The organism is Carboxylicivirga sp., assembly GCF_982718395.1.
Genome location: NZ_CEXQWX010000164.1, coordinates 1 through 13,224 on the forward strand (window position 1 = coordinate 1; position 13,224 = coordinate 13,224).

General features: G+C 37.5%; 7 protein-coding genes. 2 read left to right on the forward strand and 5 right to left on the reverse strand.

Annotated features, from left to right (window positions below; genetic code table 11):
* Positions 1-214: 214 nt before the first annotated feature.
* The 5 genes from AC4MRQ_RS21175 to AC4MRQ_RS21195 all read right to left on the reverse strand — a co-directional run bounded on the left by AC4MRQ_RS21175 (position 215) and on the right by AC4MRQ_RS21195 (position 10,639).
* Positions 215-2,995 carry an alpha-amylase family glycosyl hydrolase gene (locus AC4MRQ_RS21175; RefSeq protein WP_491199720.1) on the reverse strand — a complete coding sequence of 927 codons (2,781 nt, stop codon included), beginning with the start codon at positions 2,993-2,995 and terminating at the stop codon, positions 215-217.
* Between the two features lie 5 nt (positions 2,996-3,000).
* Positions 3,001-4,842 carry a glycoside hydrolase family 13 protein gene (locus AC4MRQ_RS21180; RefSeq protein ID WP_491199721.1) on the reverse strand — a complete coding sequence of 614 codons (1,842 nt, stop codon included), beginning with the start codon at positions 4,840-4,842 and terminating at the stop codon, positions 3,001-3,003.
* 64 nt (positions 4,843-4,906) lie between these two features.
* Positions 4,907-5,959 carry a SusE domain-containing protein gene (locus AC4MRQ_RS21185; RefSeq protein ID WP_491199722.1) on the reverse strand — a complete coding sequence of 351 codons (1,053 nt, stop codon included), beginning with the start codon at positions 5,957-5,959 and terminating at the stop codon, positions 4,907-4,909.
* A gap of 33 nt (positions 5,960-5,992) precedes the next feature.
* A complete protein-coding gene (locus AC4MRQ_RS21190) occupies positions 5,993-7,621 on the reverse strand; it encodes a RagB/SusD family nutrient uptake outer membrane protein (RefSeq protein ID WP_491199723.1) in 1,629 nt (542 codons plus the stop codon).
* Positions 7,622-7,633: 12 nt separating this feature from the next.
* Positions 7,634-10,639, reverse strand: coding sequence for a SusC/RagA family TonB-linked outer membrane protein (locus AC4MRQ_RS21195; protein ID WP_491199724.1), 3,006 nt, complete (start codon positions 10,637-10,639; stop codon positions 7,634-7,636).
* Positions 10,640-11,074: 435 nt separating this feature from the next.
* On the opposite strand from AC4MRQ_RS21195, the gene AC4MRQ_RS21200 reads away from it, so the two are divergent.
* Complete coding sequence (locus AC4MRQ_RS21200) at positions 11,075-12,103, forward strand: LacI family DNA-binding transcriptional regulator (RefSeq protein ID WP_491199725.1); 1,029 nt, start codon at positions 11,075-11,077, stop codon at positions 12,101-12,103.
* Between the two features lie 460 nt (positions 12,104-12,563).
* Positions 12,564-13,224, forward strand: a 661-nt coding sequence (locus AC4MRQ_RS21205; protein WP_491199726.1) for an MFS transporter, incomplete at its 3' end; no start/stop codon positions are given.

Here is a 13,224-nt window from a genome sequence, read left to right on the forward strand (position 1 = left end):
CTTCTCTTGAAGTTATAGCCATTATAGCTACAACAGAATGTATACCAAGTCTTGATTTTTAAAAATCTGGAGCTAATATGCAGGCTTCTATAGTTTATTACTGAAATATAAAAAACCCCATTCACCTATAATTTTAGGCTCTTGGGGTTTTTACATTTGTTTTCTCAACTCCTTATCGACAATTAGTGCCTTGCCTGGAAAAGAATAATAAGACCTAACGCTTAATCAACTTTTTAACTACTATCTGCTCATCCGTGTGCAATTTAAGGATGTATTGTCCCTGTGGTAAATCGCTCCAGTTAAACGTTGATTCCATACTGAAAGGATGCCCCTGTTTTAATATAGCTCCAGTTACGCTATAAAGCTGAAATGCAGTCATAACTTCGTTAGATTTTACAGATATCTCAGAGAAAAATGGATTAGGATAAACACTCATCTCTGCATCTTCAGGCGCATTACCTGAAGAAGTATTTGTATCAAATCCACTTAATTTCTTTTGACTGTACATAACATATTCACCAGGCTGAAGTGTTAATTCCATTTGAGTATCGGTGACATTTAAACTGTCCTGAGGAAAAATGTTATACCATTTGCCTACTGTACTGAAATTTGGCCTAACAACTGCCGGTTCCACATCAAAATTACCAACGATACGTACATCACTACCACTCATATTTAATTCAATGCGCTTAACTGCTCCGGTAACATCCATCACAAAATCATTGGTTGAGAATACAGGCTCATTCTTTTTCATCTGTATCATCCATTGATATACTGAAAACAAGCGCATGCGATCTTCATTATTCATGTATTCCCATTTTGGTGGTTTCTGAGACAGTCTGCAATTATCATTTACTGAACCATCAGTGCAACGGTTGATGCTTAGATCAAACCCTAACTCACCAAACTGCCATATCATTTTTGGACCAGGTGTGGCTAATAAAAACATTGCTGCGGCCTCAGTTCTGCGAAGTGCTGTTTGAAGCTCTCTTACATCATAGTCAGAACTAACATTGCCGTATTGCAGATTCTTATACATGATACGTTCCTCATCATGGCTTTCCATATAATTAACAATACCCGGTTGATCCCAGCCTCTTTGTTTATAAGACGTCCATGACAAATCAGACTTATTATTTTCATGATACCCCATGGTTGCTTCGTTGTAATTATGATTGGCATTACCCCAAAAAAGGATGCCATTGCCATGGTTTGACAGTTCTTTTTCTTCCTGATTTTCGGATAAATGCTCAAAAATAACAAGTGCATCCTCTTTCTTTGACCAGATAACTGACGCCATACGTTTCAAAATTCCGATACGTGATACGTCATAAGCACTAGCCCAATCTCCGACCGGATAAGGAGTATTGGTAAATCCTTTGGTGAAATCAAATCGGAAGCCATCAATTTTATATTCACTTATCCAATAGCTACATATACTATCGACCAACTCTTGTGTATGAGTACTTTCATGATTAAAATCGTAGCCCCACTGAGCGGCCGGTTCTGCCATATTATGATCGGTATTATACCATGGGTTATTCAGTGGTTTTCCATTTTCACCCAGATACATCCTTGCAAATGGAGATTGTCCGTATGAATGATTAAGTACCATGTCCATAATTACCGCTATACCAGCCTTATGGCACTCATCAATAAAGGTTTTGTAATCCTCCACTTTTCCATAGGCCTTATCAGTTGCAAAATAGAACGATGGATTATAACCCCAACTATCGTTACCTTCAAACTCATTAAATGGCATTAATTCAATAGCATTAACTCCTAAGCGCTTCAGGTAAGATAAGGTGTCCGTTATTGTTTTAATATCTTGGTTATCTGTAAAATCTCGTATTAAAACTTCATATACAACTAGTTTTTCGGGCTCTGGAGCAATAAAGTTGGACACTTCCCAGTTAAAACTTTGATCTGCTGTGGTAAAAACGCTAACAATCTCACTCTGCCCTTCAGGATAAGCTTTTAAATTCGGATAGATCCGATCAGGAATATATTGATCATTCCATGGATCAAGAATTTTGTTGGCGTATGGATCTGCCACTTTTATATCTCCATCAATCCAAAATTGATAAGCATACTCTTCTGTGTCGCTAAGGTTAGATAAAGTCAGCCAAAAATAATCACCATCTTTTTTCATCATGGCCGTATTGGAAGGTTCCCAACTATTGAAGTCGCCAACCAGATATATATACTCTTTATTCGGAGCAAACAACACCACTGTGGCGCTTGTCGCATCATGCACATTAACCCCTCTACGAAGATCTGCCGGCATTGGCTCGTTAACGACATCACCTTTGACAAAGAATTTACTGGTGGTTTCAACAGTTTCTGAACCACTTGTTGCAACAGCCCTTAATTCATACGTCCCTTCACTAATATTAACAATCGAATGGCTAATGCTCTGCCCCGAGGTCTGCGCAACAGATTGATCATTCACGAACAATTCCAGATTATCATTTAAAAGGGCACTTACATTAACTACTACAGTAGCTCCTTGCTCATGTATGCTATTATTCTCGGGACTGGTTATGGAGACCGATAATTCCTCTTCCGATACATCTACAAATATATCCTTGTTACCTGTATCTTTGCCTTCAAGTGAATTATCTGCACTGCGAAACACAAAAGCCATTTGCTTAATAACTTCTCCTTCACTAACACCATAATACTGGCGTATATCAGGACTTATCTCTAATGTATAGACATCTGTTGCAGTACGGGTTAATTTATACTTGGCACTATTATCACCCCATGTAGGAGCGTATTTCCAGTCACTTCCGCCAGAACTCTCATTAGTAATAACTCCGGTATGAGCATAAACATCACCATCAAATCCAGCCAATCCACCAGTTCCTCTATCGGCATAAAAGGTAATTGTGACCGGTTTTGAATCGGTTGGTATTGCCGGGTCAGACGTCACCACTTGTGCATTTGCCGACCAGGCAATCATAAGAATCACAACTAAATTTAAAATCCTCATATTTTCTACTTTTCTTTTAATATCATTCCGCTTAAAGCCGCAACATCTACCGCACCTTCTAAATCACTTCCGGTTAACAGACATTTGTACTGACCTCCATTCAACAATAATTCTTTTGGTTCGTCACCTACATTTAAAGCGACTAAAATGACTTCTGAATCATTAGTTCTGCGATAGACTAAAAAATCACCTTCCGCCTCTACAAATTCAATTTCACCTGTTTTTAATACCGGATTATCATGACGAATCCCTGTTAGTTTAGAATAAAATACATGAAGCTCTTTATTAAAACCAACAGCATCATATTGGGGTTCAACTGTCTGTATATTATTTCTGTTCTCATCATCAAAAGTATACTCAGGCCACCAAAGTGGTTTGCGACAATCAGGATCGTCAGCCCCCCACATTCCCATTTCATCACCATTCCAAATATGTGGTGCACCAATACTTGTAAACTGATGCATCAGGTATAGTTGAATGCGCTTATAAGTTTCCTCAGCTGGTTTGCCCGTTTGGTATGTTGAATCAGCATCTGGCTTTGCATTATACTTATATAAGCCCTTATTCTCAAAACTGGAAAGTAATCTTGGTGTGTCATGTGTCGCATTCACATTCATCATTGCATAACGATAATCTTTACCCAAACGATTCCATTGAAACTGTAAACTATCAACAAATTGCTGAGCAGTAATTTTCGTATCACCATCCGCAAAAAAGCAACGGGCCGGACGATAAACTTGATAATGCATAATGGCGTCAAATACATCGCCACTTACATAAGGAATTGGGTTCATTAACTTATCAGGCCATTCTTCCCACCAAATTTCACCAACCAGATAAGCTTCCGGATTAATACCTTTAACATACTTTCTATAGTCACGCCAGAATCCCATTGGGATATGATCGGCAACATCAAGGCGATAGCCATCAATACCTTTGCTTACATCACCATTGGGCGCCAACCATCGTTTGGTAACATCATAAACATGTTTCTTTACCTCGGGATGTAAATCTCCTTCGAAAGGAAATCCAGGGCGGTGTTCTTCGGTTGTGTTTACTTTTTTAAGCTCCGGCAGACTGTTGATATTTAGCCAACCCTTATATCTAAATTCGTTTTCTTCAGTATTCGGATTATCAAAGCTGATAATACTATACCAATCTTTGTACTTTGATTGTTCCTGATTTTTTACAATATCTCTCCATGCCCAGAATTCAACGCCTGTGTGATTCCAGGAATAATCAACCACTACGCGCATTCCAAGCTGATGTGCTTTATCTATTAATTGAAGGAATAATTTATCGGCAGAAGTCCATTGCCAGGTTTCAGGATTATTAGGATCTTCCTGTGCTATGATCTGAAGGTCTCCTTCAGGATCGGGACCAAAATTAACATCAATATGATGGTAGTTACGTGCATCAAATTTATGTAAGGATGGTGCATCGTTAAGGGGATTAAAATACAATGCTGTAATTCCTAGTTCTTTTAGATAATCAAGTTTATCAATCACACCTTGCAAGTCACCTCCATAGCGACGTAACTGCAGGTTTGAATAAAAGTTCTGTCCAGTATTTTTGGCCCAATCCTCTTCCTTGTACCAATCAGAGGTCCATGGTGTAATAGTCCAATCATCAGGTGTCGGAATAAAATTAGACGCAGCATACATCGTTTCTGGTGTAGGATCATTATTTGGATCACCATTATTGAAGCGTTCAACGAAAATTTGATACCAGACAACATCTTTGGCCCATTCAGGTGGATTGGAAATATCAGAAGTACCATTATCAACCTTCATTTGACAGGCTGTTAATAGTAAGACAACTATAATGTTGAGGTAAGTGTGTTTCATGGTAAAGAGGTTTAAAAAAAGCCGCCACAATGGGCGGCTTTTACTTTTATTAATTGGTTAATCCTTAATTCTCTTGAACTGAATAAACAAGCTGATCAGGATTCATTCTAATGGTATAGTTACCTGCACCAGGAAGAGGAATATTAGATCCACCACTTTGTAGTGTACCATCAGCATCATTACTTCCCAGGTTGAAATCCCAACCATCATTAGCTCTGAACTTAAAATCACCTTCACCAAAATCAGTTGTGATTTCCCACATTTGTCTTTGTCCATTATAGAATAAATCTACATCAACAGACCAGTCATATGGAGGTACAGCTCCACCAATGATTCCCCAATCATCAGTTTTCTCAAGTTCAATTGTCTTGTCCGCCATATTAACTGTAAACTTATATGTTCCAGGAGTAACCATCATATTACCTGCAGCTCCATCAAGTGTTCCTGAATAGTTATCACCTGCCTGAACTAGAACTCCACCATAGTTAACATCCCAGTTTGGTCCTTCAGTAATTTTAAACTCTCCATTATTATCAACTGTTTCAGTAATTCGGATGATACCTTCATAAATATCATTAAATTCATATGAAAACAGACGACCATTCTCAGCTCCAGGACTCCATCCCTGGTATGCTCCAGGAACATAGATCATTGGATAATCTATCAATGTTTCATAGGCTACAACTGTATATTCTTTTGTTGCAGAAATAATCGGATCAACATTATCATTAATTGAAGCCACAACACGCACAAATAGTTGACCTGATTCTGCTGGGGCATAACCCAATGAAATTAATAAGTTATTAATCTCACTAACTTTAACATCAACTTCCTCCGTACCAGTTGAAACTAATCTTTTAGCCTCTTCGAAAGTATTATCAATTGAGAATTCAACATCATAATTAGTTGCCGCATTAAAGCCGACATCCGCTTTGCTCCAACTAAACGTGACCAACTCATCAGCATCTTCCTTTGTAAAGTCCATATCGTCATCGGATGGACTAACCATTAAAGGTGCATCAACATTGTCTGGGTTATATGTGATCTTGTCATCTTCAGAACAAGAACTCACAAATAGAATCCCCAGAATCATTAAGAATATATTTAATTTTTTCATTTGTTATCAGATTTAATGAAACAATGTTTCACATTAGTAACCAGGATTTTGCTTTAAATTTGGATTAGCTACAATATCAGTATTAGGAATAGCCATCAAGTTATACTTGTCATCCATATCCATACCTTCCAACGCGTTACCTTTAAGTGGCCAGTTATATCCTTTAGTAAATTTACCAAAACGTACCAGGTCAGTACGACGATGACACTCCCAATATAGCTCACGAGCTCTTTCATCTAACAACCAATTTAAATCAATACCAGGAGGAATGGTTGCTCCAGCACGATCAGTAATCTCTTTAACATAGTTGTAGTTTGCTCCAGATACTGTTCCGTCTAAACGAATATCAATTTCGGCAGCCATTAAGTAAGCATCTGCTAAACGGAATACTGGAATATTGAAGTCAACCCAATCGGTCTTACCTTCGTTGCTTCCAAAACCATTATCGCGAGTTCTGTTTCTAAACTTAGTAACACCATAACCATCAGTAAATTTACTTTGATCTTCAATTTCCAGGTTCTGACCATCAGTATGCCATAATGCACGGATATCGCCAGCTTCAAATTTATTTACCAATGCTTTAGTTGTTCTGTTACCACCCCAGCCATTAGCTACACCAGCGTCAGCGGCCGACATACTTCCTCCAATACTAGCACATAAAAGATAAGTACCACCACCATATGTTCTGGTTCTATCACCATCATAATTTATTGAGTAAATAATTTCCTTATCACACTTGTAGTTATCTGCTAAGAATAAGTACTGATATGGTGAGTATGCATCACCAGCAACAGCATCAGCGTCTGTCATTAAACTATAACCTGCTCCAATAACCTTATTAACGTATTCACGAGCACTCTGGTAATATGAACTACTCTCTGATCCTAAATAAACAGCATGGTTTAAGTAAAGTTTAGTTAGAAGCATCCATGCAGCACCTTTATCAGCTTGTCCTATATATCCTTGACGAGGATCTAACAATACTTCTGATTTATCTTCTGCATCACCTACAATAGCTAATAATTCACTTTCAATGTAATTAAATACTTCCGGACCTCTTACATTTTCACCTGCAGGCATTGGCAGCGCCGAACCAACAGCATCATTCTCTGTCGTAAAAGGAATGCGGTTACCAAATAAGTCAAGAGCATGCCAGTATGACAGTGCGCGTAAAAAGCGTGCTTCTGCCTTATACTGTGACAACTTTGTATATTCCTCTTTTCCATAGTTATTGGCCTGACGAATAAACTCATTAGCTAATGACACCTGGTAAATTGCACGGTAATAGAATGAACGGATATAATCGTTATCAGAACTCCATAACATCTGGCTTACTTGTGGTAAGTTCGGGTCGCCCCATCCATTAACAGCTTCATCAGTTGGTAATTCCTGACTTACAAAATACCCTCTCCAGTACTGACTGTGACCTTCATCAAAACCACCTAAGTCTCCATCTCCAGCAGGACCTTGTTGTCCTGAAACGGCAAAACCTGCATAGATTTTAGTTAACACTTCAAGAAATGCCTCTTCTGAGTCATAAACTTTATCAGCTGTGTCCAGATTAGGATCGATAGGTGTAACGTCAAGATCATTAACACAAGCACTAAATCCTAATGCAACAATAAGCGCAACAGCTAAATTATATATTATTAATTTCTTCATCTTCTTAGCTTTTTAAAATGAAATATTTACACCTAACAGATAAGTTCTTGGACGTGGATAAAGATTATTATCAACCCCATTATCAACTTCAGGGTCTAGTCCTTCATAATCAGTAATAACAAACACATTATTTACACTTGCATAAACACGAATGTTATTTGCCCAGTTGGTTTTTAAACGATACCCTAAGGTCATGTTATCCATCCTAAAGAATGATGCATCCTGAACATAGTAATCAGAGTGAAGTTGAGCTTCTTTAAAGTTAGTGAATAGAACATCTTTATGAACATTGAATAAATACTCTCCACTAACCTGCATATGATTATAGTATCCATTGTTTGATGCTACGTTATTGTATACGTCCATACCAAGGTTGGCCCGTCCCGAGAATGAAAAGTCCCAATCCTTATAATTAAGTGTTGAATTAAGGCCGATCATCACTTTAGGAGCAGCATTTCCTGCAACGTACTTATCACTTGGATCAAATACTCCATCTCCATTTGTATCTTCATACAACCCTTCAATTGGACTACCATTCACATCATATATTTGTTTATACACATAGAATGATCCTGCTGGATTTCCTACCCGGTGAATCTTAATCGTATTACCTGTACCACCAGAAATTCCTTCGTGCTCAACCCCAATATAACTAGGATCATCTACTTGTGTCAACTTGGTTATCTCATTTTCATTGTATGTCAAGTTAGCGCCAATTGTCCAATTCCAGTCTGAATTTTCGATTGCAACACCATTTACAGCAAATTCAAAACCTTTGTTTTCCATATTACCAACATTTGTAAATAATTGGTTGGTAAGGTTCGAACCTGCAGGAACTGGAATTTCATTCAACAGATCCTCTGTCTCTCTTAGATAAACATCAAGAGTACCATAGATCTTATTATTCAGGAATCCATAATCAAAACCAACATTGTATGTTGTTGTCTCTTCCCATTTTAGGTTCTCATCATAACCATTAGGTCGATTAGTGGTAATCGGTACTCTTGTATAAGCTCCTGTTGCAGGATCTATATATACATATGAAGCAGTCGGCTGTCCTGTTTTATAAGTACCAAAATAACCATAATCACTACCTATATCCTGCTGACCAGTAACACCATAACCCAACTTCATCTTCAATGTTGATACTACATTACTGTTACTCAGGAATGACTCCTCTTTCATATTCCAGGCTAAGGCAACAGATGGGAATAAACCCCAGCGATTATCGTCTGAGAAGCGAGATGAACCATCATTACGAAGTGTAAATGTTAGATAATACTTCTCTGCAAATACATAGTTCAAACGACCAAAGAATGATACCAGGTAATTTTCATTCCTTTCTAATCTTTCAGGATCCCTAACAAAATCACCATCTTCATTAGGCTGATTAAACCAGCTACCAGTTTCATTTTCAGCCCAGAAGTGTTGCCAAGAATATCCTCCCATTACATCAAATCGAGAATTAATTTGGCTAAGATCCTTTGTATACTGCAAATAGAAATCCAATAATTTATTCTCTTTCTTCTGTGTGTAATGTTCATAAGCTCCGCCTCTTAAATAGGCATCGGTATCCCAGGCTGCACCGGCAAATGTTTGTTTACCTCCATCATCCTCACCTTTTAACATATCAAGACCAACATTCAAGTTAGCTCTTAACTCTGGTAAGAAGTGAAAGTTATAATAAAACTGTGCATTACCAACAAAACGGTTAACAGTTGATTTATCAGTTCTTTGGCCAATCAACGCGCGCGCATTATCAGGTGCATTACCATTTGGCACACCTGTTGGATCATGTGGCGGCCTTGTCCATGCAAAATATCCTCCAAATGCATCATATCCATTTGCATATATAGGTTGAGTTGGGTCCATCGAAATAGAATTTCCAATAGCATCTTCGTTTGAAAAATTATTTTTAATGAACATCCCTTTAGCAGAAATATTAATTCTTAAATGATCATCAAACAATGAAGGGTTCACATTTAATGAAGCCGTTGTACGCGTCATATTTGACTCATCCAAAATACCATTTGCATTGTTGTATCCAATTGAAGCGCGATAAGGAACAATATCATTAAACATACCTGACAAAGCTATGTTTTGATCAGTACTAACAGCTGCGCGGTAGATCTCATCCTGCCAGTCAGTATTTGTATTACCTAGTAGGTCTACGCTTCCAGGAAATTGCTCATTTAAAACATTTGTATATTGCTCGGCTCCTAGAACATCAACTGTATTAGTTTTTGTAGCAACTGATACATTACCTGAATAATCTACATTTAAACCAGGCTTTGTTCCCTTTTTAGTTGTAATAATGATAACACCATTTGAAGCGCGTGAACCATAAATGGCTGTGGCAGAAGCGTCTTTTAATACAGTAAATGTTTCGATATCACTAGGGTTAACAACATTTAAAGGATTACGCATACCTGACACGTCACTATTATCAATTGGTACGCCGTCAATAATAATTAATGGATCATTATTTGCACTAAGAGAAGATCCACCACGTATTCTGATTGTAGACTTTGCTCCTGGAGCACCACCACCGTCTACAATTTGTACACCGGCGACTTTACCGTTCATTAATTGTTGAGGCGAGTTTATAGCTCCTTGATTAAAATCGTCTGCCGAAACTGTCGCGATTGAACCGGTCAAGTCCTTCTTCTTAGTAGTACCATAACCAATAACCACTACTTCTTCCATTCCAATCACATCTTCTTCCAATGCGATATTTACTGTAGTACTAGCTGCTACAACCTCTTGAGATTTATAACCAATAAATGAGAAAACTATTGTTTGCCCACTTTCCACGTTAATTGAATATTGTCCATCAGGTGTAGTAATTGTACCTTGTGTGGTACCTTTTACTGCTACGGTTACACCAGGTAATGGCATACCATCTGTAGCATCTGTTACCGTACCTGACACTGTCATTTGTTGCGCATTTATAGCTGTAAAGCTAAAGAGGGCAACAAGCATAAACAGTAACTTAAAAAGATTTGACTGTCTTTTCATAAAAACTAGATTTTCATGTGTTGATAAAACAATTTTATTTATCATTTGGAACAAATCACACTCACTGAAGTGTAATTGCATTCCTAATTAAACATTCGTTATCCGTTTTAAAGGATTTTCATTTTGTGGAATAATTGAGAAGAGTGTCTGTTAATACCTTTAAAACAATGCTTAATTGACCACTATGACCGATACAAACATATGCAATTTTAGATGATTTGTAAACACTAATTAACACTCAAATACACATTTTTGCAGAAAAAAACACTGCAATCGTTTGCGGTGTCGTTTGCGATGTCGTTTGCACTAAAATCAGGTGTTGTATAACATGTTTTTAACATTTTCCTCCTTTTATCTGAATTTGAAATTTGACTGATATTAATCTGTTTTTACTATATTTAATTTTTATCAGCAACAACAAGTCCATCGTTTACTATGAAGTCACAACCAATCACTATTAAAGATATAGCAAGAATATTAGGAATTTCTCCATCAACTGTATCCCGTGCTTTAAAAGACCATCCTGATATCAGCCCTAAAACCAAACAGTTAGTTCAAACCTTTGCTGAAAAAGTTAATTATCGTCCTAATGCCTTGGCTTTAAGTTTGCGAAGTAGTAAAACCAATACTATTGGAATTGTAATCCCGGAAATTGTTCATCATTTCTTCTCTTCAGTAATCAGTGGGATTGAAGATGTAGCTTATGGTCGTGGATATAATGCTATCATTTGCCAAACCAACGAAAACTACCAACGCGAGGTAATTGATTTGCAAGCCCTTGTTGATAACAGGGTAGACGGCATTCTGGTATCGATGAGCAAAAACACACATGAATTCACTCATTTTGAAAACTTAAGAGAAAATGGGGTTCCGGTTGTTTTCTTTGATCGAATTTGTGAACAAATTAGTTCAGATAGAGTCATTGCTGATGATTTTGAGGGTGCGAGAATTGCTACAAGACACTTAATTAAAAAAGGGTGTAAAAAAATTATGCATCTGGCAGCACCACAACACTTACTGATTGGTAAGAACCGAAAAGAAGGCTATTGCAGCGCTTTAAAGGAAAACAAATTGAATTGTGATGAAAGCCTTATTATAAAATGCGATACCCGTGAAACAGTATTTGCCAAGGCGGATGACATTATTCGTTTAGCACCAGAAATCGACGGTATTTTTGCAGTAAACGACAGTACTGCTATTGCTGCTATGCAAGTCCTGCAACGGAATGGTTATAACATCCCAAAAGATATTGCTGTAGCAGGCTTTGGTGATGGACCAAATGCTAATATTGCTTATCCCCCTTTAACTACTGTTGAACAAAAAGGCTACGACATTGGTCAGGCTGCTATGCGACTGCTAATTGGCCATATTGAAAATACGGTTGAAGATGAAGAATACGAAACAAAGATCTTTACTCCTGAGTTAGTTGAGCGAACATCTTCACAATTGGGCAAACAATTTTAGTTATCTCTGATTTGTAAAGCTTATCTCCTTAAACTCGACAATAACAAAATAAATTAATTATCAGCCACTTATCACCTCACACATCTCATTTCGAGCTTTCGAAAACGTTTGCATAAACTATTACTCAAAAAATTTATGAAAAAAGAAAGAATGTTCAAGCCGTTTCGCAAACGTTTGCAATAGGTAAAAGCACTGATTACATTGACAATGCAACAAATCACCGCAACAAAAACAACTAGTATTGTTGTTAATTTTACCTTAAGTTTGTTGTGGAATTGATTGAAAAGATACTTACCTGTTAATACCTTTTTATTAATGCTTATATTCACCATATAAGTACGAGGTGTTTATTGTACCACTATTATTTAAGAGAATCTCAATTGTGATTGATTCGGTTTTGATGTTATTTCAAAACAATGTCTTTTACTGATTGATGTTCGCAACTAAATTTCAAGTAATTATGAAACAATTACCAAAGTTATCGTTTTGGCAAATTTGGAACCTAAGCTTTGGCTTTTTAGGTGTTCAGTTTGGTTTTGCATTACAAAATGCCAATGCAAGCCGAATATTAACCAGTCTTGGTGCTGATCCACATAACCTCTCTTTTTTCTGGTTAGTTGCACCTATTATGGGATTGATTGTTCAACCAGTTGTTGGTGCAGCCAGCGATAAAACCTGGACAAGGATTGGTCGACGTTCACCATACATCCTTGGAGGTGCTATTGTTTCAATGATTGCAATGTTCTTTATGCCTAATGCTCCTATGGTCGTAAAGGCCGGAGGTGCAAGTGTATTGTTTTTCGGAGTTGCGATGCTTGCTCTGATGGATGGTTCATTTAATGTAACTTTTCAGCCATTTCGAGCACTGGTGGCAGATATGACTCCAGAAGAACAGCGAAATCTGGGTTATTCCGTACAAAGCTTCTTAATTAATGCAGGAGCTGTTATTGGCTCTGCACTACCATTTATTTTGCCATTGCTGGGTGTCAGTAATGTTCCTGAGGCTGGTAAAGTTGCACCCTCAGTCATATGGTCTTTTTATGTTGGAGGATCTCTTTTATTAGTCAGTGTTTTGGTAACTGTTATAAAAACCAAAGAGTATCCACCAGCAGAATTTGAAG